Origin of the sequence: Pectobacterium aroidearum, assembly GCF_015689195.1 — a bacterium.
Classification (GTDB): Bacteria; Pseudomonadota; Gammaproteobacteria; order Enterobacterales; family Enterobacteriaceae; genus Pectobacterium; species Pectobacterium aroidearum.
In genome coordinates, this window is the sequence record NZ_CP065044.1 from 401,942 (window position 1) to 426,802 (window position 24,861).

Annotated in this window: 21 protein-coding genes; 14 read left to right on the forward strand and 7 right to left on the reverse strand. The window is 51.5% G+C overall.

All coding sequences use genetic code 11. The annotated features are described in order from the left end of the window. The first annotated feature begins 47 nt into the window (after nt 1–47). The 13 genes from I2D83_RS01720 to I2D83_RS01780 all read left to right on the forward strand — a co-directional run bounded on the left by I2D83_RS01720 (nt 48) and on the right by I2D83_RS01780 (nt 12,235). Entirely contained in the window at nt 48–1,793 is a 1,746-nt protein-coding gene (locus I2D83_RS01720) for an alkaline phosphatase (RefSeq protein ID WP_181845260.1), read from the forward strand. Nucleotides 1,794–1,805: 12 nt separating this feature from the next. Then, on the forward strand, nt 1,806–2,285 hold the full coding sequence (locus tag I2D83_RS01725) for a hypothetical protein (RefSeq protein ID WP_015842016.1): 480 nt from the start codon (nt 1,806–1,808) through the stop codon (nt 2,283–2,285). A gap of 8 nt (nt 2,286–2,293) precedes the next feature. Beyond that, nucleotides 2,294–2,986: an ABC transporter ATP-binding protein gene (locus I2D83_RS01730; RefSeq protein ID WP_015842015.1), complete on the forward strand. Its 693-nt coding sequence runs from the start codon at nt 2,294–2,296 to the stop codon at nt 2,984–2,986. Then, the gene (locus tag I2D83_RS01735) at nt 2,983–4,416 is read left to right on the forward strand and encodes an FtsX-like permease family protein (protein WP_181847934.1); all 1,434 of its coding nucleotides are present in this window, start codon (nt 2,983–2,985) and stop codon (nt 4,414–4,416) included. Before I2D83_RS01730 ends, I2D83_RS01735 begins: the two co-directional genes overlap by 4 nt. 404 nt (nt 4,417–4,820) lie before the next feature. Beyond that, the gene (gene carR, locus I2D83_RS01740) at nt 4,821–5,555 is read left to right on the forward strand and encodes a carbapenem biosynthesis transcriptional regulator CarR (protein WP_181830560.1); all 735 of its coding nucleotides are present in this window, start codon (nt 4,821–4,823) and stop codon (nt 5,553–5,555) included. Nucleotides 5,556–5,735: 180 nt separating this feature from the next. Next, nucleotides 5,736–7,247, forward strand: coding sequence for a carbapenam-3-carboxylate synthase (carA, locus tag I2D83_RS01745; protein ID WP_205947439.1), 1,512 nt, complete (start codon nt 5,736–5,738; stop codon nt 7,245–7,247). Between the two features lie 2 nt (nt 7,248–7,249). Further along, entirely contained in the window at nt 7,250–8,002 is a 753-nt protein-coding gene (gene carB / locus I2D83_RS01750) for a carboxymethylproline synthase (protein ID WP_180779322.1), read from the forward strand. 14 nt (nt 8,003–8,016) lie between these two features. Continuing rightward, nucleotides 8,017–8,838, forward strand: a complete 822-nt coding sequence (locus tag I2D83_RS01755) for a TauD/TfdA dioxygenase family protein (RefSeq protein WP_205947440.1) — start codon at nt 8,017–8,019, stop codon at nt 8,836–8,838. A gap of 54 nt (nt 8,839–8,892) precedes the next feature. Continuing rightward, the gene (gene carD, locus I2D83_RS01760; RefSeq protein WP_180779320.1) at nt 8,893–10,023 is read left to right on the forward strand and encodes a carbapenem biosynthesis protein CarD; all 1,131 of its coding nucleotides are present in this window, start codon (nt 8,893–8,895) and stop codon (nt 10,021–10,023) included. After that, nucleotides 10,023–10,301: a 2Fe-2S iron-sulfur cluster-binding protein gene (locus tag I2D83_RS01765; RefSeq protein WP_180779319.1), complete on the forward strand. Its 279-nt coding sequence runs from the start codon at nt 10,023–10,025 to the stop codon at nt 10,299–10,301. Before carD ends, I2D83_RS01765 begins: the two co-directional genes overlap by 1 nt. 41 nt (nt 10,302–10,342) lie before the next feature. Beyond that, nucleotides 10,343–11,161, forward strand: coding sequence for an SUMF1/EgtB/PvdO family nonheme iron enzyme (locus tag I2D83_RS01770; protein ID WP_241007261.1), 819 nt, complete (start codon nt 10,343–10,345; stop codon nt 11,159–11,161). After that, nucleotides 11,151–11,684, forward strand: a complete 534-nt coding sequence (locus I2D83_RS01775) for a carbapenem self-resistance protein CarG family protein (protein WP_180779310.1) — start codon at nt 11,151–11,153, stop codon at nt 11,682–11,684. The genes I2D83_RS01770 and I2D83_RS01775 overlap by 11 nt, the downstream gene beginning before the upstream one ends. Further along, on the forward strand, nt 11,681–12,235 hold the full coding sequence (locus I2D83_RS01780) for a carbapenem biosynthesis protein CpmH (RefSeq protein WP_180779308.1): 555 nt from the start codon (nt 11,681–11,683) through the stop codon (nt 12,233–12,235). Before I2D83_RS01775 ends, I2D83_RS01780 begins: the two co-directional genes overlap by 4 nt. Before the next feature lie 93 nt (nt 12,236–12,328). Here I2D83_RS01780 and I2D83_RS01785 read toward each other — a convergent pair whose 3' ends face one another. The 5 genes from I2D83_RS01785 to I2D83_RS01805 all read right to left on the reverse strand — a co-directional run bounded on the left by I2D83_RS01785 (nt 12,329) and on the right by I2D83_RS01805 (nt 19,284). Next, nucleotides 12,329–13,378, reverse strand: coding sequence for an asparaginase (locus I2D83_RS01785; RefSeq protein ID WP_180779307.1), 1,050 nt, complete (start codon nt 13,376–13,378; stop codon nt 12,329–12,331). A 298-nt stretch (nt 13,379–13,676) separates the two neighbouring features. After that, nucleotides 13,677–14,513: a 5-dehydro-4-deoxy-D-glucuronate isomerase gene (gene kduI, locus I2D83_RS01790; RefSeq protein WP_015842012.1), complete on the reverse strand. Its 837-nt coding sequence runs from the start codon at nt 14,511–14,513 to the stop codon at nt 13,677–13,679. 12 nt (nt 14,514–14,525) lie between these two features. Further along, nucleotides 14,526–15,482 carry a 2-keto-3-deoxygluconate transporter gene (gene kdgT / locus I2D83_RS01795; RefSeq protein WP_181830556.1) on the reverse strand — a complete coding sequence of 319 codons (957 nt, stop codon included), beginning with the start codon at nt 15,480–15,482 and terminating at the stop codon, nt 14,526–14,528. A gap of 451 nt (nt 15,483–15,933) precedes the next feature. Next, a complete protein-coding gene (locus tag I2D83_RS01800) occupies nt 15,934–16,722 on the reverse strand; it encodes an IclR family transcriptional regulator (RefSeq protein WP_015842010.1) in 789 nt (262 codons plus the stop codon). A gap of 228 nt (nt 16,723–16,950) precedes the next feature. After that, complete coding sequence (locus tag I2D83_RS01805; RefSeq protein ID WP_205947442.1) at nt 16,951–19,284, reverse strand: Tex family protein; 2,334 nt, start codon at nt 19,282–19,284, stop codon at nt 16,951–16,953. Nucleotides 19,285–19,681: 397 nt separating this feature from the next. Here I2D83_RS01805 and I2D83_RS01810 point away from each other — a divergent pair, with 397 nt between their 5' ends. Beyond that, nucleotides 19,682–20,989 carry a citrate synthase gene (locus I2D83_RS01810; protein WP_194431221.1) on the forward strand — a complete coding sequence of 436 codons (1,308 nt, stop codon included), beginning with the start codon at nt 19,682–19,684 and terminating at the stop codon, nt 20,987–20,989. A gap of 68 nt (nt 20,990–21,057) precedes the next feature. Here the strand turns inward: I2D83_RS01810 and I2D83_RS01815 are convergent, their stop codons facing one another. Together I2D83_RS01815 and olsF are read right to left on the reverse strand one after the other, a co-directional pair. Continuing rightward, a complete protein-coding gene (locus I2D83_RS01815; protein WP_194431220.1) occupies nt 21,058–22,725 on the reverse strand; it encodes a methyl-accepting chemotaxis protein in 1,668 nt (555 codons plus the stop codon). A 295-nt stretch (nt 22,726–23,020) separates the two neighbouring features. After that, a complete protein-coding gene (gene olsF / locus I2D83_RS01820) occupies nt 23,021–24,736 on the reverse strand; it encodes a bifunctional ornithine lipid synthase OlsF (RefSeq protein WP_181847930.1) in 1,716 nt (571 codons plus the stop codon). Nucleotides 24,737–24,861: the final 125 nt, after the last annotated feature.

Genomic DNA, 24,861 nt, shown 5'->3' on the forward strand with positions numbered 1-24,861 from the left:
GGTAACTACGTTATATCCTGTTAAACTACGCAACCAAGGACATAACAATGAAAGCTCGCTGGTTACTGCCTTTACTGATTTCTGCTGCGCTGCCAGGAATGGTGCAGGCTCAGGCCATTTATCCCATTGACCGCGCCACCATGTTGGCGGGCGGGAAATTCGATTTTAAAGTCGAGTTTGATGAAGTACTCAAGCCGGAAGATATCCGCATTCTGATCAACGGCAAAGATTACCAGCAGGTGCTGGGCAAAACCGCCTCGTTTGTTGAGCGTGAAGACGGCGGCAATGCCTCCACGATCTGGCTGCGAGACGTAAACCTGCCAGAAGCAGGCAAATATGTCGTCGAAGCAGAAGCTAAAGGCAAAAAAACACAGGTGAGCTGGGACGTTTATTCCGCGTCCGGTACGCGTAAAGCCAAGAACGTGATTCTGTTCATCGGCGATGGCCTGTCTGTTGCGCACCGCACTGGCGCGCGTATCCTGTCCAAAGGGGTGACGGAAGGGAAAGCGGATGGTCGTCTGGCGATTGATGATCTGCAATATATGGCATTTGGCGGTACTTCCAGTACCGACTCCATCGCGGCCGATAGCGCCAACACCATGAGTGCTTACATGACCGGTCATAAATCCGGTGTGAATGCGCTGGGTGTGTACGTCAGCCGTAGCAAAAATTCACTGGATCACCCGAAGCAAGAAACGCTGGGTGAGCTGCTGACCCGTTCTACCAAAATGTCTGTTGGCGTTGTCAGCGATGCTGAACTTCAGGATGCTACGCCAGCCGCGGTGGTTTCCCACACTCGCCGCCGTGCGGATAAAGCTGAAATCGTTGAAATGTTCTACAACGTGCAGCCTACGGTCATGCTGGGTGGCGGTTCTGCCTACTTCCTGCCGAAAAGCACGCCGGGTTCAAAGCGTAAAGACGAAACCAACTACGTTGAGAAATTCCAGCAGGCGGGTTATTCACTGGTTACCGATGCGGATTCTCTGAAGAAAAACGCGTCACAGGCCACCAAACTGCTGGGACTGTTCCACACCGGCAATATGGACGGTGTGATGGATCGTCGTTTCCTGAAAAATGACGTTGCCAAGAAATTCCCTAATCAGCCTGACCTGACTGAAATGACGCAGGCGGCGCTGGATGTGCTGTCCAAAAACAAAGACGGTTTCTTCCTGATGGTAGAATCCGCGCTGATCGACAAAGCCTCTCACCCGCTGGATTGGGAGCGCGCGTTTACTAACACCATCATGCTGGATCAGTCTGTCGCGATCGCCAAGAAGTTCGTGGAGAACAACCCAGATACGATGATTATCGTAACGGGCGACCATACACATGGCCTGTCTATCATCGGTACGGTAGATGACAGCAAGCCGGGTACCGAGATGCGTGAGAAAGTCGGTGTGTATGAAGATGCAGGCTATCCGAACTATAAAGACGCCAACAAAGACGGCTACCCGGATGACCTGAACGTTTCCAAGCGTCTGGCTGTGTTCTTCAACAACTACCCAGACTATTACGAAACGTTCCGTCCGAAGCTGGATGGCCAGTTCGTTCCTGCTATCAAGAACGAAAAAGATGAATACGTTGCCAACAAAGCCTACGAGAAAGTGCCGGGTGCGGTATTCCGTGAAGGGATCCTGCCACGCTCTTCCGATACCGGCGTTCATGCTGTTGACGATATGGTGATTCAGGCTAGCGGCCCAGGTGCAGAACGTATCCGTGGTTACATGGAAAACACCGACCTGTTCCGGGTCATTGTGGACGCGCTTGCGGTGAAACCGCAGGACAAAAAGTAATCCTACGACGCTATGAATAATGCGAAATGCAGCAAAGCGGGGGCAACCCCGCTTTTATTCTCCTGGCTGCGTGCGGTGCTGGTGCTCCTCCTCCTCGGTGGTATCGCCCCGGTGCAAGCCGCGCAGTCTGAACTCTCCTTCGATAAGCTGTACGCCTCTTATGGCGTTCTGGGTCTGGAATTCTCCAATGACGTCAAAGCGCTCTCCGGTAAACGGGTAAAGATGCGCGGCTTCATGGCACCGCCGCTCAAGGCGGAGTCACAGTTCTTTGTCTTAACCAAAATGCCGATGGCGCTGTGCCCCTTCTGCTCGTCTGATGCGGACTGGCCTGAAGATATCGTCGTCGTCTATCTCGCCAAGCGTCAGACCTTCGTACAGAACAACACCATGATTGAGGTGGAAGGTGTGCTGGAGCATGGATCGTGGACCGATCCTGAAACGGGTTTTGTCAGCCTGCTGCGACTGCGTGAAGCCACGTTCGATACCCTTTAGGAGCGCTGATGGCGGAGTTATTGATTCAACATCTGAGTGTGACCTTCCCCGATACGTCCGAGGCTGTTCTGGATATTCCTGCGCTGTCGATTCGTTCTGGCGAACGGGTCGCGGTGATGGGGCCTTCCGGTTCCGGTAAAACCACGCTGGTGAATGCCATCACCGGGATGGATCACAGTGGAACGGGTCATGTGCAGTGGGAAAAGCAAGATATCTGGCAGATGAACGAAGCGGAACGCGACCGCTGGCGGGCGCAGCATATCGGGCTGGTGATGCAGGATTTCCACCTTTTTCCCGGCCTGAATGCGCTGGAAAATGTCTTACTGCCTGCGCAGTTTCACCACTGGCGGATACCCGCGTCGCTCAGGCAGCGGGCGGCGGATTTGCTGGCACAGGTGGGGCTGAATACCGCGAAACGTCCGATTGAAGTGCTATCACGCGGCGAGAAGCAGCGGGTTGCCGTCGCAAGAGCGCTGCTCAGCCAGCCCGACATCATCGTTGCCGATGAACCCACGGCGAGTCTGGACGCGCATAGCGGTGAGCAGATTGCCGATCTGCTGGTGACGCTGGCACGCGAGAGTCGCGCCACGCTTATCGCGATTACGCACGATGCACGTTTGGCTTCGCAAATGTCGCGCTGTATTCAACTGGAAAAAGGACGCCTCGTGGCGGACACGCCGTATCAGGAGGATCGTACATGATTCCATGGCGTCTTATTTGGGTCGACTGGCGTCGGCTCTGGCCGGGTGTGCTGGTCGTGGTATTACTGATCGCGATGGCGACAGCGTTAAGTATTTCGGTGAGTTTGCAGGAAAGAGCGCTGCGCATGGGCAGTGCCAAAGCCGCAGATCGTTTCGATCTGGTGATTGGTGCGCCGGGGAGCGAAACGCAACTGGTGCTGTCGTCCGTGTTCCTGCAACCGTCTGCGCTGACGTTGATTCCCGCGCAGGTGCTGACCGATTTGGAAAAGAACCCGCTGGTTGCCTGGGCGGCTCCGGTCGCGTTTGGTGATTTCTATCAGGGGATGCCGATTGTCGGCACCACGCCGCCGCTGGTCACGGATAACGGTAAGCGGCAGCTCACCGCCGGACGTGTATTTAACGACGGTTTTGAGGCCGTGGTAGGCGCGCAAACGGGGCTGACGGTGGGGAGTACATTTAGCCCGATTCATGGTCAGGTGGGAACAGAAGGGGCGCACGCGCACGATGATGTTATCTACACCGTGGTCGGCGTACTGCCTGCCGACGGCAGCGCGTGGGATAAAGCGATTCTGGTGCCGGTGAACGCGGTATGGCGAGTACACGGTATCCATCCACCACATGGTGCGGATGATGTGCACCATGATGACCACGACCATGACGAGCATGCCGATCATGATCATGGCGCACATGAGCACGAAGGTGAACATGACGGCCATGCGCATGATGAAATCGCGCAGGCGGACGGCGAACAGCACGCTGATGAACATCACAACGAAGCCCATCCTACGGAAGGTGCTGCAAGTGATGATCATCACGCTGATGCCGCTCAACCGGTAACGGCTTCACATGCCGACGAGCATGGTGAGGAAGCAGCGCACGGGCACGCACATCAGGCGGGGTTGCCTGCTATCGTGGTTAAGCCGAAAACGATCGCAGGTGCTTATCAACTGCGTTCGCTGTATCGCAGCAACACGACGCTGGCGGTGTTCCCCGGTGAAGTGCTGGTGAAGCTCTACTCGATGCTGGGCGATATTCGTGAACTGCTGACCTATATCTCGCTGGGGACGCAGGGACTGGTGGGCGTCGCAGTGGCGATGGTGGCGGTGATCCACCTGCGGCAGCGACAGAAACAGATTGGCGCACTCCGTGCTTTTGGCGCGCCGCGCTACGGCATTTTCACGCTGATTTGGAGCGGGCTGATGTCGCTGGTGAGCGTCGGCGTGCTACTGGGCGTTGGTCTGGGCTACCTTGCCGCCCGCGCAATTGCAGTGGTCATGAGCGAAAAAAGCGGCTTTGTCCTGCCGGTAACGCTGGAATGGGAAGACATCCACTTCGTCCTGCTCCTGTTGCTGGTCGCTGCTGTTGTCCTGACGATCCCGGCGATGCTGTCCTACCGTCAATCTCCTGCTACGGCGCTGCGTGGGGAATAATGGGATAACTTGCTAATCTAGCCGCCTCACACCGGACGCGTTGTTTTGCGTCCGGTGCTATCTTTCCTTTCTTCCAGCTTGCACATACGCCCCGGCTCCTTCACGAAGGAAAATTGACTGCACCCATGCGATAGGCGATCTGCTCGTAGTGTGTAAATAACGAGCTGTAGCCGTATTACTATTATTTTTCTACAAAATAATCCCGATGATTATAATAATCATTTTAATTATTAAGGTTTTAGTTTTTGTATATAAAATGTTGACTGTTTGTATATTAATTGATAGCTTTCGACCTTGTTAAATCTTAGTGATTATATCTGATATAACTAAATATAATTATATTTACTCTCTGGGAGATAGTTGTTTTTTTTAATCGTTGAGCAAAGTCGGTAAGAGGGGTTAATATGGACCGTGAAATCCATTCCTTTATCAAAAGGAAGTTGAAAGGCGTTGGTGATGTCTGGTTTTCTTATTTTATGATGAGTAAAAACTCTACCAATCAGCCTTATATTATTTCGAACTATCCAGAAGCATGGATGAAGGAATATATAAAAAAAGAGATGTTTCTGAGTGACCCTATAATTGTTTCTTCATTAGCGCGTATTACGCCGTTTTCCTGGGATGATAACGATCTGGTTACGCTAAGAGCCAAGAATCAGGATGTGTTTATTTCTTCGGTACAACACGATATAAGTTCAGGTTATACCTTTGTTTTGCACGATCATGATAATAATGTGGCGACGTTGAGTATCGCAAACCATTTGGAAGATGCGAATTTTGAAAAATGTATGAAGAATCATGAAAATGATTTGCAGATGCTGCTAGTGAACGTACATGAAAAAGCGATGGCCTATCAGCGAGCTATCAACGTTCAAGACAAACCCCCCGATAACTCAAGAAATGCCTTACTCTCCCCGCGTGAAACCGAAGTACTTTTCCTGGTTAGTAGTGGGCGAACTTACAAAGAAGTTTCTCGTATATTAGGTATTAGTGAGGTCACCGTTAAGTTCCACATTAACAACTCAGTCCGTAAATTGGATGTTATCAATTCCCGCCATGCTATAACTAAAGCACTTGAGTTAAATCTTTTCCACTCCCCTTGTGAACCTGTAATGATGAAGCATATTGATGCCCGTTAGTCTGTATCAATCATTGCCAATAGGGAGGAACCTATCCAAAAGAATAGTTACTCCCTATCTAAAAGAAATCGATTAGCTGAACTTTTACACGGTTAATATTTATCTTTGCCTTTTCTATGATATGTGACGAATTCAAACGTTATTTTCTCTCATGTTGTTATTAAGGTAAGGGTTATTACTGTGAGCAATAGTTTTTGCGTTGTTTATAAAGGTTCTTATGCCGATATAAATAATATCCAACGCGACTTCGACGGAAAGGGCGAAGCATTATCTAATGGCTATCTTTTTATCGAACAGAATGGCCATTATCAGAAGTGTGAGATGGAAAGAGGGTCGGCCTACCTGATAGGGTCGCTGTACAATCGGACGTTTCTGATCGGATTGGCCGGGGTGTGGGAAGGCGGGGCTTATCTGGCGAATGATGCCGAGCTGCTGGCGTTGCTGTTTACTCGTCTGGGAGCGAATGCGCTGGCGTTAGCTGAAGGTGACTTCTGCTTTTTCATTGATGAACCAAACGGCGAATTGGCGGTGATTACCGAGTCGCGTGGTTTCTCACCGGTTCATGTCGTTCAAGGAAAAAAAACCTGGGTCACCAACAGCTTGAAACTGGTGACTGCGGCAGAAGGTGAGAATGCGCTGTGGTTCGAAAGTGAGGAGTTGGTGTGTCAGTCGCTGATGCGTGCGGATACGTATACGCCAGTGAAAAATGCGCAGCGCCTCAAGCCAGGGGCCGTACATGTCCTTACGCACGACAGTGAAGGTTACCCCTTCGTTGAAAGCCGTACGCTGGCCGTTCCTGCCAGCAACCAACTGCTAGCGCTCCCGCGTGAACCGTTGCTGGCGTTGATTGAGCGTTACCTGAATGCATCGCTTGAAGATTTAACGCCGCGCTTTGATACGGTGGGGATTCCGCTGTCCGGCGGTCTGGATTCCAGCCTGGTAACGGCGCTCGCCAGTCGTCATTTCAAGCAGTTGAATACGTATTCGATTGGTACGGAAATCAGCAATGAGTTTGAGTTTTCTCAGCAGGTTGCCGATGCACTCGGGACGCACCATCAGGTGAAAATTTTGTCCGAAACCGAAGTGATCAACGGCATCATCGAATCCATTTATTACAACGAAATATTTGACGGCTTATCCGCTGAAATCCAATCCGGGTTGTTCAACGTCTATCGTCAGGCCGAGGGACAGGTGTCCTGTATGCTTACTGGCTACGGTTCCGATCTGCTCTTTGGCGGCATACTGAAACCGGGGGCGCGGTATGACAATCCGAATCAGCTGCTTGCCGAGCAAGTGTACCGTACGCGTTGGACGGGGGAGTTTGCCACACACGGAGCTTCCCGCTACGGCATTGATATTCGCCACCCCTTCTGGAGCCATTCTTTAATCACGCTGTGCCATGCGCTACATCCTGATTACAAAATTTTCGACAACGAAGTCAAAAACATCCTGCGCGAATACGCCGATACGCTTCAACTGCTTCCGAAAGACATTGTCTGGCGTAAGAAAATTGGCATTCATGAAGGTTCCTCTGTTAATCAAGCCTTCGCGAATGTTCTCGGCTCAACGGTTGATAACTACCAGACCAAAAGTCGCTTCACCTACCGTGTTTATCAAGCCTTTCTCCGTGGCCGTCTCTCGATTGCAGATGTGACGCCATCTCAGCTTAAAGAACTGATTAAAAAGGACTAACTATGGTTTTGGAAGAGAATGCCGGTGAGGTTCGGGTGATCACGCTGGATCATCCTAACAAGCATAACCCCTTTAGTCGCTCACTGGAAACCAGCGTGAAAGACGCATTAGCGCGAGCCAATGCTGACGACAGCGTACAGGCGGTCGTGGTGTATGGAGGAGCAGAGCGTTCCTTTTCCGCTGGCGGAGATTTCAACGAGGTGAAGCAGCTTTCGCGCAGCGAAGACATCGAAGAGTGGATCGACCGCGTGATTGATCTGTATCAGGCCGTACTAAACGTGAATAAACCGACGATCGCCGCAGTAGACGGCTATGCGATCGGTATGGGATTTCAGTTTGCTCTCATGTTCGACCAGCGGCTGATGGCATCGACTGCAAATTTTGTGATGCCTGAACTCAAGCATGGCATTGGCTGCTCGGTCGGCGCAGCCATTCTGGGCTTCACACACGGGTTCAGCACGATGCAGGAGATCATTTACCAGTGCCAGTCGCTTGATGCCCCCCGCTGTATGGACTATCGGCTGGTTAATCAGGTGGTAGAGAGTACTTCGCTGTTGGATGCCGCCATCACACAGGCGCACGTGATGGCCAGTTATCCGGCTTCTGCATTTATCAATACGAAACGAGCGGTCAACAAGCCGTTCATCCAACTACTGGAACAAACCCGTGACGCTTCTAAAGCTGTCCATAAGGCAGCGTTCCAGGCTCGTGACGCTCAGGGACATTTCAAAAATGTCCTTGGCAAAAAATACTGAGGATAAGGAAGAAAATGAGCGAAATAGTGAAATTTAATCCGATCATGGCGTCGGGTTTTGGCGCGTATATCGATCATCGAGACTTTCTGGAAGCCAAGACAGAAACGATTAAAAATTTGCTTATGCGTCAGGGTTTTGTCGTTGTTAAAAATATTGATATTGATGGCGACACCTTCCGCGATATTTACTCGGCGTACGGTAAGATCGTGGAGTATGCAGATGAGAAAATCGGCGTAGGTTTCGGCTACCGCGATACCTTAAAGCTGGAAGGGGAAAAAGGAAAAATCGTCACAGGCCGTGGCCAACTTCCTTTCCATGCTGACGGAGGTCTGCTGCTGTCTCAAGTGGATCAGGTTTTCCTCTACGCTGCGGAGATTAAAAACGTCAAGTTTCGCGGTGCGACGACGGTATGTGACCATGCTCTGGCCTGTCAGGAAATGCCCGCTCACCTTCTGCGCGTACTGGAAGAAGAGACATTTGAAGTCCGTGTACTGGAGCGGGGCTATTACGTTGATGTTTCTCCTGATGGCTGGTTCAAGGTGCCGGTCTTCACCGATCTGGGATGGGTCAGAAAGATGCTGATTTATTTCCCATTTGACGAGGGACAACCTGCCAGTTGGGAACCGCGGATTGTGGGGTTCACCGATCATGAAACTCACGCGTTCTTCCAGGAACTCGGAGCGTTTTTAAAACAGCCACGCTATTACTACAAACACTTCTGGGAAGATGGTGACCTGCTGATTATGGACAACCGTCGCGTCATTCATGAGCGTGAAGAGTTTAACGATGACGACATTGTACGTCGCCTGTATCGCGGACAAACCGCCGATATCTAACTCTCATGATTCCGGCGCGAAAACGTGCCGGATTGATATGGATCTGGAACCATCATGTCGAACGATCTTTACGCTATTTACAATCGTTACACGTCAAGGACTCTGTTTTTTAAATACTGTGCGACAGCAACGCTAACGCACAGGCTGACACGTCGGCTGTCACTTTTTACGTTGAAAAAGTGCCTTACTCGGCCACGGGGACGTCTTTTTTCTCTGGTTAACAGCATTTATTTTGGCGGAGAAACGCTGGAGGAGGTGCAGAGTACGGCAACTTTTCTGGCGCGGTCTGGCATTGCTTGCGTGTTGGACTATGCCGTGGAAGGGGAAAATGACGAGAGGCAGTTCGATAAGGCGATGGAAAATACGCTGCGCCTTATCGAGATGTCGCAGCAAACAGAGAGCCTGCCTTTTGTCGTGATCAAACCGTCGTCGCTAGGTAGTGTTGCCGTGTATGCCCGGCAAAGTGAAGGGGCCGCCTTGGATGAGGCATCCGCTAGCGCGTGGTCACGTATCATCGCGCGTTTCTCACATCTGTTTGACTATGCCCGCTCCCATGGTGTGCGTGTGATGGTTGACGCGGAGCAAACCGCGATTCAGCCCGCGGTAGATCGTCTGGTTCTGGACATGATGCGTGAATTTAACCGCGATAGCGCGGTGATCACGCTGACGCTGCAATTTTATCTGAAGGATCAACTGCGTTTTCTCGACGAGTGCTATCAGCGAGCTTGTCAGGATAACTTTCTGCTTGGCGTGAAAGTGGTACGCGGTGCTTATCTGGAAGAAGAAAAGCGAGTGAACGGGGGTGAGTGCTGTTTTGCGACTAAACAGGAAACGGATCGTAGTTATAACGCGGCGGTGGACTATATTGCACTGCGTCTGGATCGAATTGCCCCGTTTTTCGCCACTCACAACGAGGAAAGTCTCGCTTTGATTATGAAGAGTGAGTCGCTACGGACGGGATGCACCTGGGTAGGCCAGCTTTACGGGCTAGGCGATCATATTACTTATTCGCTACTGCAAACCGGTTTTCGCGTTTGCAAATATCTGCCTTATGGCCCGCTCGACAAGTCGTTACCCTATTTACTCCGCAGGATTGAAGAGAATGCGGTTGCCTCGGCAACCTTCAAAAAGGAAAATAAGCTCTTGCAGAAGGAGTTGCTGCGCCGTCTTGTGGGAGGGAAGTAATGCCAAAATTTCACTGTCATATTCGCGATACTCATATCGATTTTCCTGTGTCGGAGAACGAAAGCGTGCTCAGTTCGGCCTATGAGGCTGGTGTAGAACTGCCTTATCGCTGCGCTTCCGGCTACTGCGGCGTATGCAAAGTGCGTCTGACGTCCGGCAACGTCAATATGGATCATTCGGGTGGGATCTCACGTAAAGATATTGCTGATGGTTACATTCTGCCTTGTTGCTCCGTACCACTCTCTAACCTCGAAATTGAGCCTGTATCGCCATGTTGAAGAAGACTGTAATCGTTGGATTGTGCTGTGCTTTTCCCCTCTTGGCAGCTCAAGGAGCGAATGCTGTTCCCGATGAGGTGGTTGTCAACGGTGGCAATTTCTATGTTGGATCGGTCTTCGGCTCTGAAAACTATGCCGCCCATGCCAATACCTCTATAGCGTCTTTTGCTATGACGAAAACGGAAATCACCTATCAGCAGTACCATGCGCAGCAAGAGTGGGCGGAAGCGCACGGCTATCAGCTCAGCGGCGGTTGTAATGGCGCCACCTTCGAGGATTGCCTGTCGTCTGAACAGGATGGCGGCCTTCATCCCGCCACGAATGTGTCGTGGTGGGATGCGGTGATTTTTGCCAATGTGCTCAGCGAACGACAGCGGCTGCAACCCTATTATCTTACGATCGATGGTAAGACGTTGAAGAGTGTGCCGGAAGACGATAATGGCAAACTCATACGCGAGAATCCGCAAGCATCGGGTTACCGGTTGCCTACACTAGCTGAATGGCAAATTGCCGCCAGAGGTGGAAAAAAGGGACTGACGGAGGGGACTTACGGACAGCGCTATGCGGGTAGCGAACAGCCGGAGAGTGTGGCGCATTTCCCCTCTGATTCATCCTCGTTCGGTACGGTGCCTGTGGCATCCAAGCGTCCTAACGCGCTGGGGCTTTACGACATGAGTGGTAATGTATCCGAGTGGCTGAATGAATCTTATGCAGTGGAGGGCGGCAAAACGATGTACTACTTTTGCGGCGGAAGTTATCTCGAACGGACTCACAGTCTGGCAAGCTGCGATCTGCACACGCCCGGTTTTTTCATGCCAGATATTGGTTTTCGATTAGTAAGGACACTTGATGCGGAATAAATTTATAGGGTGGTTGGCGCTCTGTGCTATCAGCAGTACGGCTGCTGCGTTATCTCCAGTGGCGTTGAAAGACGGCATCAATCGCGTGGATCTCAATCAGGACGGCGAGAAAGATTATGTCGTTGTCGCTCAGTTTGACAACAATACGTCTCACCCTAATCTTGGGATGACTTTTTTTGTCCGACGCCCAGATGGTGGGCATAGCATCATGCCGGTAGCCAACAGCAATACATTTACTTGGTTCGACTATCGACTATCCGCCGCAGCGGATTTTCTGGTGCAGGATAATCGACTGTTCCTATCTGGAAAGCATTACTTTCTGGTGACGGCAAGGAAGCAAGGGGAAAACGTCTTTGATCCAACAAAAGTTATTTTGACGATTTATGATTTTAAAGCCTCGCGTGACGATCCCGGAGTGCCGCTTTATGAATGGTCGGAACGCAAGCGTGTGGTAACGCAAATGCCCTACCAATCGGTCAATGAGGCCTACAAAGAAGTGGATGAGGCGATGCTGGCAAAATGAAAACATCGTTATTAATCGCATTAGGACTATTGGCTCCCTTTGGTGCGTGGGCGCAGCTCAGTGAGCAGGATTACCAGCAACGCATACAGGAGTTTTTTGATGCGGAGCCGCCGCTGTGTCTGGGGGAGAAACAGTGGCCAGTTCACAGTCCTAAAGGTGATTCGCCCTGGAACAGTGGACGTTTATATGCACTGGTGGAGGCGGGGCTGGCACATGGGGCGCCTGAAGGAGCTGGCACGGTATACCATTTATCGCCTGTCGGTGAGAAGAATTGGCGTCAATATGGCGACTTGTGTTACGGCCGCATGCAGGTGAGTCGCATTGAGAAAATCGATCGGGTAAATCAGGAATTGACGGTAGTGTATTTCACTTATCATCTGACACCGTTGGAAAATTGGGCTCACAATCGTTCGTTACGTTTTGCCTTCAGCGAGTTGGATAATCTTGTCGGTGGAATGGAAACCACGCGCTATTCCGCCACGATTCGTGAGACGTTAGGCGGGGCTGCTAAATTGCAGGATTATCCCGTGCCGGTAGAGCTGGATTACTAACTCGATCTTTGTGAAAATAATTCATTGTTTTGAAAAGGTATCCCGACAGACTCACACTGCGGGATACTTTACTATTAGCGTCTAACCCTGTGATTACTGCTCGAAATAGCTGCGGATTTTCTCGATATCGTCGCCGTTAGACAACGCCAGAGAGAGCAGAATGCGGGCTTTCTGCGGATTGTAGAATCCACTGCCGATAGCACCGTCTTTCTTCTTATCCGTTACATAGCCGTTGCCAGTGCGTGTGCTGATCACCACCGGAATACCTTTGGCTACCGCTTTCTTGATGTCTTCTTTGATACGCGTTGGCGTAGAACCGTTACCGCTACCCGCGATAATGATCCCTTTTGCGCCCTGTTCAATTGCGGCATTCAGCAGGCCGCTGTCTTGATCCTGATAGCCGTACAGAATGTCGACCTTCGCCAGCGCTTCCTTATTACTTACGTCAAAGAACGGCTTGTTTTCGGGAGCGGCTGGCTGGTAGAAGAAGCGCGGAACGCCACCGTAGAAGGCACCGAGATAGCCTTGTTCATTGGCTTTGAACGTGTCCAGCGACGTGGCATTGGTTTTGGTGGTATAGAAGGCGGAACCGATGCGGTCGTTGAGCAGCACCATCGCGCCGCGTTTTTCCGCGTTCTTGCTGGTCGCCAGCGTAACGGCTTCCAGCAGATTCATGGAACCGTCCGCGCTGATGGCGGTGGCGGGACGCATCGCGCCAACGATCACCACCGGTTTCTCACTTTTTACCGTCAGATCCAAAAAGAACGCCGTCTCTTCCAACGTATCGGTGCCGTGAGTCACAACGACGCCGTGTGTGTTTGCGTCGCTTAACTGTTTGTTAATCGCTTTGGATAGCTTCAACAGAATAGCCTGATCGATATTTCCGCTGGCGGTGTTGGCGATTTGCTCACCGGTTACCGTCGCGACATCGCCAATAGTGGGTACAGCGTTCAGCAGTTCCTGAATGCCGATCGCGCCCGCCTTATAGCCTGTCGTATCCGTATTAGATTCTGCCTTTCCGGCGATGGTCCCCCCTGTTGCGTATATCGTAACGCCAGGTTTGGCGTCATCGGCCAGCAGTACATGGGATGATAACATCAGGCAAGCGGCGGTGATGGTGCGAGCGATGAATGAGAGTTGCATTGGCAGGTCCTTGTTTTTGTCATTGGAAAGCAAGAACAAAAGCAACTTCTATACCAATGCTTATTCATCTATTACCAAGCTAATTAATCACGGAGAGTCTTTACTTTGGTGCACAGCGTGGGGCGCTGGCGGCTGTATTGCACTGCTATGGTGAGCACGCTGGCAGTGAATGTGATGAGAGGGAAACCTGTGGCGATAATCTTGAATGACGTCATTCGACGTCTTACCGACTCTGTATAAAAAACAGGGTGAACGTGGTTCACCCTGTTGCGTTTTGTTCTCGTGATGCCAGAGAGGATTAACGTAAATCCAGCATCGCGATATGGTCCATATCGTCAAACGTCAGGTTTTCGCCGATCATGCCCCAGATAAAGGCGTAGTTTTTCGTACCGACGCCAGTGTGAATCGACCAACTGGGGGAGATCACCGCCTGTTCGTTATGCAGCACCAGATGACGCGTTTCATGCGGTTCACCCATCATATGGAAAATAATGGTGTCTTCCGCCATGTCAAAATAGAAGTACACTTCCATTCTGCGTTCATGAGTATGCGTCGGCATGGAATTCCAGTTGCTGCCTTCCGCCAGACGCGTTAATCCCATGCTCAACTGACAGGTTTCCACCACTTCCGGCACCAGATACTTACAAATCGTCCGCTTGTTGCAGGTTTTGACGTCTCCCAACGGTGCTTTGATTGCATCATCCTGCGTAATGATGCGTGTCGGGTAAACGGCATGCGCCGGTGCGCTGTTATAATACAGTTTTGCCGGTTTGGCTTTGTCCAGGCTGCTGAATGCTAAGGCCTTGGCGCCTTTTCCGACATAGAGCGCTTCTTCATGGCCAACCTGGTAGCTTGTGCCGTCGATAACGATGTTGGCCGGGCCGCCGATATTGATCAGCCCTAGCTCGCGCCGCTCAAGAAAATAGTTCACGCCAAATTGCTTACCGATGCCGTCATCAAACGTGATCTCGCCATCTACTGGCATGATTCCGCCCACCACAATACGGTCGATATGGCTGTAAGTCATGGTGTACTGGTTTGGCGTAAATATCTTCTCAATCAGAAATTTCTTTCTCAGCTCAGTGGTATCAAGCGTTTTCGCATGTTCACTGTGTACACTTTGTCGTACGTCCATTTTGCTACCTTCTTATGCGTGTTTAGGTGAAAAGCGTTTTGCCCATAATGCCGTGATGATGGGCACCAATACTGACGTCACGATGACGCTGGTCGCGACTAACGCTGTCGCCTGTTGAGCGACCGGTGCGAATTCCGGCGCCATATTCGCGATGAGCAAAGGCGTGGCGACGGCGGCACCCGCGCTGCTGGATGCGGCCACACCTGCGGTACCATTACCGCCGCCGATAAATTTATCGGCGATAATCAATGGAATGCCGGTGACAACAATCACCAATACGCCGAGGAAGATTCCTGCGAAGCCTGTTTGGAGGATCACCGCTAAATTAATGGTATTACCCAACGCAAAGGCAAAGAAAGGAATCAGAGTTTGTACTGAGTTACCGAACAGTTTTCTCAGATCCGGATCCAGGTTACCCAGCGTAAAGCCAATCAGGAAAGGCAGGACGGCACCGACAAATAGCTGAGGTTCAAAGGTCGCGATACCGCTGGCCCCCAGAATAACCATAGTCATTAACGGGCCGGATTCCAGAGACATCAGCACGAACGCGCCTGCTTCTTCTTTCGAACCGTATTGGTTCATCAATGCGGCATACAAACCACCGTTTGTCATGTCCATTGCCGCGACCAGGGCCAACACGGAGATCCCGGCCAGCAAGCCGTTTTGGATACCATCCCCCGGCAGGAACGTGCCTGCGATCAGCGCGACAACCCAGGCGGTGGCGAGTTTGGTTATCACCAGAACGCCTGATTTTTTCAACATTGTTCCCGTCGCTTTAAGTTCAATGGACGCGCCCATGCAGAAAAACCAGACCGCCAGAATGGGGATCGTGCCGGTAATCAGGCCGTTGCTGAAAGACCCTAAATATTTCCCTGCGCCTGGCGTAAAGGTATTACAGAGTGCGCCCAAAAAGAGCGGCACCAGCATTAATCCCCCTGGGATTTTATCAATAGCTTGTTTGATTTTCATAAAAGACCTCATTAGAAGATAAAAGCATGTTCAACCCGCTTTCAGTGAAAGCAGAAAGATGTTTGATATAAAGTAATATATGTAAATAAAATCTAAGCGGTTATTACCCGATTCCATTAAATAGTGAAGATGGTTACCCTTATTATTAAATTGATAATGAATACTCTTCGTTTTTCTGATAATTATGTAATTAGCCATTTTTCAGGTATAGATGGCCTTTCCGTAATGCGTAATTCGCGCTTACAGTTTTTATGTCGTGACGATTACTGAATGACGTTCAATACGTCACTCATTAAAATTGACTATACCCGTCATACTTCAAGTTGCATGTGCGTTGGCCGCGTTCAGTCACCCGAATCACTTACCTGAGTAAGCTCATCGGGATTCCTTCTCTTGCCGCCTTCCTGAAACTCGAATTATTTAGGGTATATGGCTGTTCTTGAGCAATAAATTATCTGATATCAATATTCCGGCTATTAATATGAGCGGTAATTGCTTTGCTGGTTTTAATCAGGCTTGCCAGATGCTTCTCTTTTTTTCCATTCGCATATTGTGATTGCATACCGTTAACGCCGATGGCGGCAATCACTTCACCGTTTTGATTAAAAATCGGCGCGGCCATGCAGCAGATTTCTTCTATATCTTCGCCGTCATCTATGGCCCAGCCCTGTTCTTTGACGATTTTCAGGTGCTGTAGGAACGCTTCTTTATTGGTAATCGTCCGGGGTGTCAGATACTCGAAGGTACAATCGGCAATGAGCGATTCAATTCTTTCCTGTGGCAGCCAGGCTAATAACACTTTTCCCAGAGACATACGGTTAAAAACAATTTTCTTACCTTCCCAGGATGTTTTTACAATAGCCTTGGGAGATTCCACTTTACTCAGGAAGAAACCGTTATCGCCGTCCAAAATACCGAGATGGCAGGTTAATTCCGTCTCTTTAACTAATTCATGCATAAAGTTAATAGTGTCTTTACGCAGATCGATATTCTTTATGACCAAACCGCCCAACTCAAACAGTCTCAATCCTAAAACATAACGTCCGTCGGCACGCTGACGCAGCAGTTGAGTGACCACCAGCACTTCCAGTAGATGATGTACGCTGCTTTTCGGGATAGATAAATCAGTACAGATCTCAGTGAAGCTGGCTTCGTCGCGTTTGGCGATGTAGTCAAGAACCATCACTAAACGGACGGCCGCAGGCGCTTTACTGTGTTCGAGTTGTTGGAATATATTCATGATTGTTCTATATATAAAACTATGGTTTCCTATATAGAACAATAATAACGCAACGGTAATTTATTTACCTAGATGCAGATCACAAAATAACCGTGAAATGGTTGAATATTTCAATATAAATGAAACGTAGTTTTATTAGGGAAACAAAATAGCGATATTTTGGCGGGAAATATTCCTGACCTTATTTTCACAAGGTCAGGAATGTCTTAAGTAGTAGAAGAACGAGGATTAACGTTTTTTAAAGGCGGCGGCTAACGCATCACCCATCGCGCTATTACCTGTAGCCGGTGTATTCGCTGGACGAGGACGTGATTTGCCTGTCGACTGACGCGGTGAGGCGTTGTTATCACCGCGAGCTGTGCCACCGCCACGGCGTGATGACGTCTCACCCGGTTGCTCATCAAGGCGCATGGTCAGTGCGATGCGCTTGCGCTGCAGGTCCACTTCCATCACTTTCACTTTCACGATGTCGCCCGCTTTCACGACCTTGTGTGGGTCATCAACGAAATGATCGGCCAGTGATGAAATGTGTACCAACCCGTCCTGATGAACGCCGATATCCACAAACGCGCCAAAGTTGGTGACGTTGGTGACCGCACCTTCCAGAATCATACCCGGCAGCAGATCGTTTAAGGTTTCTACGCCCTCGGCGAAGCTGGCGGTTTTGAACTCAGGGCGCGGATCGCGGCCTGGTTTCTCCAGCTCTTTGATGATGTCGGTCACCGTCGGTACGCCGAAACGCTCATCGGTGAAATCAGCTGGTTTCAGGTTACGCAGCGCGTTTGGATTCCCCATCAGCGCCTGCAATGCCTGTTCGGTCGCGGCCAGAATGCGTTCTACGACCGGATAGGCTTCCGGGTGAACGGTAGAAGCATCCAGCGGGTTATCGCCGTGGTTAATACGCAGGAAGCCCGCGCATTGCTCAAAGGCCTTTGGCCCCAGCCGGCTGACTTTCAGCAACTGTTCACGGTTGTGGAAGCGGCCGTTCTCATCACGCCAGGTCACAATATTTTGCGCCATCATGCGCGTCAGCCCTGCAACACGTGTCAGCAGCGCGACGGAGGCGGTGTTCAGATCAACGCCGACGGCGTTTACGCAGTCTTCGACCACTGCATCCAGTTTCTTCGCCAGCAGGCTTTGGCTCACGTCATGCTGATACTGACCAACGCCGATGGATTTCGGATCGATCTTCACCAGCTCCGCCAGCGGATCCTGCAAACGACGGGCGATGGACACGGCACCGCGCAGTGATACATCCAGATCGGGGAATTCCTGCGCGGCCAGCTCGGACGCGGAGTACACCGACGCACCAGCTTCACTGACGATCACTTTCTGCGCGTTGATATCCGGGAACTGTTTCTGTGTATCGAGGAAGAAACGCTCGGTTTCACGTGAGGCGGTTCCGTTGCCAATCGCCACCAGCTCAACCTGATATTTGCGGCACAGCGCGGCCACTGACGTCGCCGCTTTAGCCGCCTGACCGGTATGTGGATAAATCGTGTCGGTCGCGACCAGCTTGCCAGTGGCATCCACCACCGCAACTTTTACGCCAGTACGCAGGCCAGGATCGAGACCCATCGTGGCGCGCATGCCCGCCGGCGCGGCCATCAGCAGGTCGTGCATGTTGCGGGCAAAGACGTTGATCGCTTCGTCTTCGGCTTTTTCACGCACGCTGCCCATCAGTTCGGTTTCAAGGTGCAGCAGGACTTTAATGCGCCACGTCCAGCTAATCACGGCGCGTCGCCAGCTGTCTGCTGCCGCATTCCCCAAACGCAGATTCAGGTGGTCGATAATAATCTGTTCGCAGTAGCTCTCACGCGGCGCTTCTTCATGTTGCGGATCGGCGTTCAGCGCCAGTTGCAGCACGCCTTCATTGCGTCCACGGAACATGGCCAGTGCGCGGTGTGAAGGCACCTGAGCAATCGGTTCGTGATGATCGAAATAGTCGCGGAACTTCGCACCTTCTTCTTCTTTCCCTTCCACGACGCGGGAAACCAGATGCGCATTTTTCCACAGATAATTACGCACTTTTGCCAGCAGCGTCGCGTCTTCGGCAAAGCGCTCCATCAGGATGTAACGTGCGCCATCCAGTGCAGCTTTCACGTCCGCCACACCTTTCTCGGCATCGACATAAGCCTGTGCCGTCAGTTCCGGATCCTGGCTCGGGTCTTGCCACAGGCCGTCGGCCAGCGGTTCCAAACCGGCTTCAATCGCGATTTGTCCACGCGTGCGGCGCTTAGGTTTATACGGCAGATAGAGATCTTCCAGCTCGGTTTTGCTCAGCGTGCCGTTAATGGCAGTCGCGAGCTGTGGGGTTAATTTTCCCTGCTCGTCGATGGATTTCAGAATAGTCTGGCGTCGATCTTCCAGTTCACGCAGGTAGCCGAGGCGCGTTTCGAGCTGGCGCAACTGGGTGTCATCCAGCCCGCCGGTCACTTCTTTACGGTAACGGGCGATAAAAGGGACGGTATTTCCTTCATCCAGCAGACGGACTGCGGCGTCCACCTGCTCCGTACGCGCCTGCAATTCGCTGGCGATGATGTGGCTTAATGAATCATTCATAGGTCTGATATCAGTCGTCATCACATTAGTGGAATAAAAAGTAGTGGAGTAAATAAGTCGTGGGTGAAACAAGTGAGGACAGTTATACGGATTGAGCGTGCAAAATGCCAGCCGTCACCGTCTGGAATACGGGGACGATGACGGCGCTGTTCGCCGGATTACGATCGGTGAAGGGGAAAGAGGCGCGGTAAAATTTACCTAAATCAATATTCCGTCAGATTCTTGCAATCCACGCACGATTTTAGCGTATGACATACGTTGGCTTGTTTCACGGTCAATTGAGTGCCGTTTTGTATTGAGCGTCGCGTTAATCAGGGTGTGTAGCACGGAATAACCTATCCAGAAGCCCGTGAGAGCGAACGAGAACAACATGATTAATCGGGCAGGAGAAAGGTTCATGACAGTCAGAACGTCCACGTTGACGGCAGAAGGGCAGGCGAGTATTACGCTGGAAATGCGTTCCGGCGTGCTGGGGAAAACGGCGGTGGATATCCGCCCACTCGGTGAACATGGGCTGTGTAGCTATGATCCCGGTTTTGCCAATACGGCAGGGTGTGAGTCGGCGATTACCTATATTGATGCGGTAAATAGTGTGCTGCTGCATCGGGGTTTTCCTGTCGAACAGCTTGCTGAACAGTGTGACTTTACTGAAGTCTGTTACATCCTGCTGCATGGCGAAGCGCCTTCGGCGGACGCCTATGCGAAATTTGCCGACAACATTACCCGCCATACGCTGGTGCATGAGCAAATTTCCCGTATGTTCAGTGGCTTTCGTCGCGATTCTCACCCGATGGCGCTGATGTGTGCGGTGGTGGGCGCGCTGGCTGCGTTCTATCATGATGTATTGGATATCCATAATGCGGAGCATCGCGAGCTGGCGGCGGTGCGGCTGCTGTCGAAAATGCCGACGCTGGCGGCGATGTGCTACAAATATTCCATTGAGCAGCCGTCCGTCTATCCGCGTAATTCTCTCTCCTATACCGGCAACTTCCTGCACATGCTGTTTTCGATTCCGGCGGAAAAATATGAAGTGAATCCGGTGCTGGAACGGGCGATGAACCGTATCCTGATTCTGCATGCCGATCACGGTCAATGCCCGTCTACGATGGCGGTCAGAGCGTCTGGTTCTTCCGGTGCGAATCCGTTTGCCTGTATTGCTGCCGGTCTGGCATCGATGTGGGGGCCGCTGCACGGCGGGGCGAACGAAGCCTGTATGCGCATGCTGGAAGAGATCAAAACGGTCGATCGGGTTCCAGAATTCGTACGACGTGCGAAAGATCGCTGTGATTCGTTCCGTCTGATGGGATTCGGCAACTCTGTCTACCAGCATTTCGATCCCCGCGCGGCGATTCTGCGTAAAACCTGTTACGAAGTGCTCAATGAACTTGGTACGGAAGACAGCCTGTTGCAGGTGGCGATGGAGCTGGAACATATCGCCATGACCGATGCCTATTTTCTGGAGAATAAACTCTATCCTAGCGTCGATTTTTATACGTCGGTTATTCTGAAAGCGATGGGGCTGCCACCGTCAATGTTTACGGTGATTTCCACCGTCGGCAGGACGATTGGTTGGATCGCGCATTGGGATGAGATGCACAAGCAGGAAGAGATCAGCATTTACCGTCCGCGCCAGGTTTATACCGGACAGCCGCGCCGTGATTACGTTTCCAAAAAAGACTGGCATTTCCAAAAAGTTTCCAATTAGGGCAATGATGTGATGATCACCATGATGCCTATGCTGTGGCATCATGGTGATGGCAGACAGGGATAAGCCTAGAATTTTTCCCAGTTATCCTGTGTGTTGCCGACCGGCGCGAGTGCTAAACGGGCCGGTTGTACTTTCTTCGCCGTCGGTGCCGGACGTGTTGCTGGCGTGCCGCGTAGGTGGAAATGGTTCATGAGCGTCACCAGATGCGATGACTGTTCGCGCAGGCTGGTTGCCGCATTGGCGGATTCTTCCACCAGCGTCGCGTTCTGCTGAGTGACTTGATCGAGCTGGTTCACCGCATCATGAATTTGCGAAATGCCGGATTCCTGCTCCTGCGTTGTTGTCCCGATCTCGCTGATTAAATCTGCCACGCTGCGTGCCTGATGTACCAGCTTATCAATGGTGCTGCCGGTATCTTCAACCAGACGGTTGCCCGCTTCCACTTTTTCGACGCTGGTGTTGATCAGCACCGCGATTTCTTTGGCGGCAGACGCGGAACGCTGTGCCAGCGAACGCACTTCTCCAGCGACCACGGCGAAGCCGCGGCCTTGTTCACCTGCGCGTGCGGCTTCGACTGCCGCATTCAGCGCCAGAATGTTGGTCTGGAAAGCGATGCCGTCAATGACGCTAATAATGTCGCGGATTTTGTGTGAGCTGTCGGAGATCTCTTTCATGGTAATCACCATATCGCCGATCGCCTCGCCGCCCTTGGTCGCCGTTTCGCTGGCCTGGCTGGCAAGTTGAGTGACGCTACGTACGGTATGCGCATTTTGACGAATCGCCTGGCTCATCTGCTCCATAGACGCTGCTGTTTGCTGCAAGCTGGCTGCCTGCTCTTCTGTACGTTGGCTGAGATTCTCGCTGCCAGCGGCGATTTGGCTGGAACCGGAAGCGATGGCTTCGCTGCTCTGTCGCACTTGCTCGACGATATCACCGAGGTTATTACTCATGTGATGCATGGTGGCTAACAGGCTGCTGTGGTCGTCCGGCTTGATGTGGATATCGACGGCCAGATCGCCATCGGCCACCTGTCGGGCAATGTGGGTCGCGTAGAGCGGTTCGCCACCCAGTTGGTTTTTCAACGTGCGGGTAATCAGCCAGGCTACGACGGCGGCCATCGCGGTAGCGGCAAGAGAGAGAACCAGCATGATGACGCTGCCGGACTGTGCGCCATGCTTGGCGTGGCTGACAATCTCGTTGGTATCCTGTTGCTGTGAGGCCATCATCGCGTCCAGCACTTTGAACAGCGCGTTTTGTGCCGTCTGCATCTCATTGAGAATAATCGCGTTACCCTGTAAACGCAGTTGTGGATCGGTGGATTGCACCAGATCCATCGCTTTCAAAAAGGCCGCAAGGTACGGCGGGCGGGTATCCTGAAACTGTTTCAGCAGCGCGCTGGTGCCTTCGGTATCCAACTGCTGTCCCAGCTTTTTCAGGTTGGCAGTATTACGGGCGATTTGCTCATCGACGAACTGCTTTTCCTGCCTGATTTGCTCAGGGTTAGTGCTGATTGCAATGTTACGGATCAGGCGAGCATTGGCGTCAAAACCGGCTTTCACTTCCTGAATCAATAACATATTCGCTAGCGTGGTGCCGGAAAGGCGGTCGATGTCGTTACCCAGCCCAACCAGTTGGAGTCGTCCGAAGAATGCCACCATCAGGCAGATGATGATAACCAGAGAAAATCCCATACCCAGCATCTTGCCGAGTTTGATTCTGTTCAGCATATTCATAAACATCCTTAATTTTTTGACATGCTATGAAGGTATAACGGAGAGGGCTTGCTATCGTAACCGATGCAAGTAATGACAAGGTATTATAGCTATGTTTCGCATTTTCGGGATACATCGGCCACTCCCGCGCTCAAAAACATATAGATAAGAATATCTTTAATATCGGCAGGAAAAGCGTTCAGTTGATCACGTAAATTACGGCAAGCGGGATTTCGTATGAAATGTGTGATCTGAGAGACAAAATGCGCGGGGAAGCGTGGTGCGTTAGCCCTTCAGAGGCTAACACACCGGCCAATCAAGAGGCTTTATCGCTGATAAAAGGGGCGATATAGCGCTGATAACGCTGTGGTTTAAAGCGGGAGATATCAATTAACACTAGACCGTCGATGCAGTTATTGAAATCGGGGTCGATGCCGAAGTCGATAAACCGCACGCCTCCGGGTTCACACAGCTCCGAATACTGCTTGTAGAGTGTTGGAATGGCGCACCCCATATTGCTGAGCATGCTTTTCAACCGTGTGAGATCCTCTTGATAGTCGGTACCTCCAAACTGTTTTAAGACATCGGGTAGCGAGGCAGGGTAGGGGCGGCGTGATGTTGCCATTGGCAAATCTGGCGAGAAGTGCAGCCGATAAAAAGCGACCAGCAAATCGCGGGCATTTGACGGTAAGGTGCCAGAAAGTGACACAGGACCAAACAGATAGCGGTGTTCCGGGTAACGCGCCAGATAGGCGCCAATGCCTAGCCAGAGATAATCCAGTCCGCGCTTACCCCAGTATTTGGGCTGAATGAAACTGCGTCCCAGCTCAATGCCTGAGGCTAGTATCGGATCCATTTCGTCACCATACTGGAATAGACTGTGACTATAGAGGCCGCTTTTTCCTTTTTCGGCGATCAGGCTTGCCGTCGAGACAAAGCGATACGCCCCAACAATCTCCAGCTCGCGATCGTCCCACAGAATAAGATGCAGATAGTCATCGTCATAGCTGTCCAGATCGCGGCGCTGGCCGGAGCCTTCGCCCACGGCGCGGAAGGCGATTTCACGCAGGCGTCCAAGTTCGCGTAATAGCGGCACGTAATCCTCTTCACCGCGACGGTACAGATAGACCACTTTGCCATCCGGCGTGGTACCCAGCGTTTCGCATGCTGACAGTGCGCGCTTCAACTGCACGCGATCTTCGGCCAGTGCAATGGGTTTTTCACCGGAAAAGCAGCCGGGCTTTCCTTGTCCCAACCGATAAACGTGACGCCGGAAACGAGCCGCCAGATCGTTGGCGTTCCACTCGCCCTGACTCCAGGATGCATAGGGAATTCTGGCACCGATACGCAATTTGAGCGTTTGGTCACGCTGACCAAACATCTCTCTCACCAGCAGAAGGGTAGACAGCGGGCGGTAAACCATGGACGAGAGATAGAACAGCGCGCTGTTACGCCCGCTGATATGAATGGGTACCACGGGCGCACGGGCTTTGCTCGCCATGCGGATAAAACCGTTATGCCAGTGGCCGTCGCGAATGCCTTGCAGGCTGGCGCGTGAAACTTCACCCGCCGGGAAGACGATGATAGCGCCGTCGCCTTCCAGATGCTGCTGGATGGCGCTGATTTGTTGGCGTTTGGTGCGGTTATTGAAGTTATCGACGGAAAAAAACAGATTTTTGAGCGGGGCGACATAAGAGAGTAGCTGGCTGGCGACGATGCGAACATCGGGCCTGACGCTGGCGACGGTGCGTAGCAGCGCCAGACCGTCCAGTGAGCCAATCGGGTGGTTGGCAACCAGCACCACCGGTCCCTGGCTGGGGATATTTTCTAAATCCCCTTCGACCATTTCACAATTGAAGTTGAAGTAATCAAGAATCTGCTCGACCAGATCCAATCCTTTCAAATGCGGGTAACGCCGCGCAAATTGCTGCATTTCATTTTCAAATAGCAGAGAACGTAAAACCGTTTTCTGCCAGGGTGGCGTATGGCGATGCGGGGCAAGATCTTGCAGAATGGCGTCTAAGCTAAACATAAATCGTTCTCCGTAGCTCTCCGTGGCTAAAAGTACGGGATAGAAATGACATATTTATGTCTGTTGATAAATTATTAGCCAAAATTGTAAATCTGTGTATGAACGTGTGATTTTTATACGTGGAA

Bases quoted from the DNA above. Each gene is read 5' to 3' on its own strand.
- I2D83_RS01720 (WP_181845260.1), top strand. From the start codon at position 48: ATGAAAGCTCGCTGGTTACTGCCTTTACTGATTTCTGCTGCGCTGCCA.
- I2D83_RS01725 (WP_015842016.1), top strand. From the start codon at position 1,806: ATGAATAATGCGAAATGCAGCAAAGCGGGGGCAACCCCGCTTTTATTC.
- I2D83_RS01730 (WP_015842015.1), top strand. From the start codon at position 2,294: ATGGCGGAGTTATTGATTCAACATCTGAGTGTGACCTTCCCCGATACG.
- I2D83_RS01735 (WP_181847934.1), top strand. From the start codon at position 2,983: ATGATTCCATGGCGTCTTATTTGGGTCGACTGGCGTCGGCTCTGGCCG.
- carR (WP_181830560.1), top strand. From the start codon at position 4,821: ATGGACCGTGAAATCCATTCCTTTATCAAAAGGAAGTTGAAAGGCGTT.
- carB (WP_180779322.1), top strand. From the start codon at position 7,250: ATGGTTTTGGAAGAGAATGCCGGTGAGGTTCGGGTGATCACGCTGGAT.
- I2D83_RS01755 (WP_205947440.1), top strand. From the start codon at position 8,017: ATGAGCGAAATAGTGAAATTTAATCCGATCATGGCGTCGGGTTTTGGC.
- carD (WP_180779320.1), top strand. From the start codon at position 8,893: ATGTCGAACGATCTTTACGCTATTTACAATCGTTACACGTCAAGGACT.
- I2D83_RS01765 (WP_180779319.1), top strand. From the start codon at position 10,023: ATGCCAAAATTTCACTGTCATATTCGCGATACTCATATCGATTTTCCT.
- I2D83_RS01775 (WP_180779310.1), top strand. From the start codon at position 11,151: ATGCGGAATAAATTTATAGGGTGGTTGGCGCTCTGTGCTATCAGCAGT.
- I2D83_RS01780 (WP_180779308.1), top strand. From the start codon at position 11,681: ATGAAAACATCGTTATTAATCGCATTAGGACTATTGGCTCCCTTTGGT.
- I2D83_RS01785 (WP_180779307.1), bottom strand. From the start codon at position 13,378: ATGCAACTCTCATTCATCGCTCGCACCATCACCGCCGCTTGCCTGATG.
- kduI (WP_015842012.1), bottom strand. From the start codon at position 14,513: ATGGACGTACGACAAAGTGTACACAGTGAACATGCGAAAACGCTTGAT.
- kdgT (WP_181830556.1), bottom strand. From the start codon at position 15,482: ATGAAAATCAAACAAGCTATTGATAAAATCCCAGGGGGATTAATGCTG.
- I2D83_RS01800 (WP_015842010.1), bottom strand. From the start codon at position 16,722: ATGAATATATTCCAACAACTCGAACACAGTAAAGCGCCTGCGGCCGTC.
- I2D83_RS01805 (WP_205947442.1), bottom strand. From the start codon at position 19,284: ATGAATGATTCATTAAGCCACATCATCGCCAGCGAATTGCAGGCGCGT.
- I2D83_RS01810 (WP_194431221.1), top strand. From the start codon at position 19,682: ATGACAGTCAGAACGTCCACGTTGACGGCAGAAGGGCAGGCGAGTATT.
- I2D83_RS01815 (WP_194431220.1), bottom strand. From the start codon at position 22,725: ATGAATATGCTGAACAGAATCAAACTCGGCAAGATGCTGGGTATGGGA.
- olsF (WP_181847930.1), bottom strand. From the start codon at position 24,736: ATGTTTAGCTTAGACGCCATTCTGCAAGATCTTGCCCCGCATCGCCAT.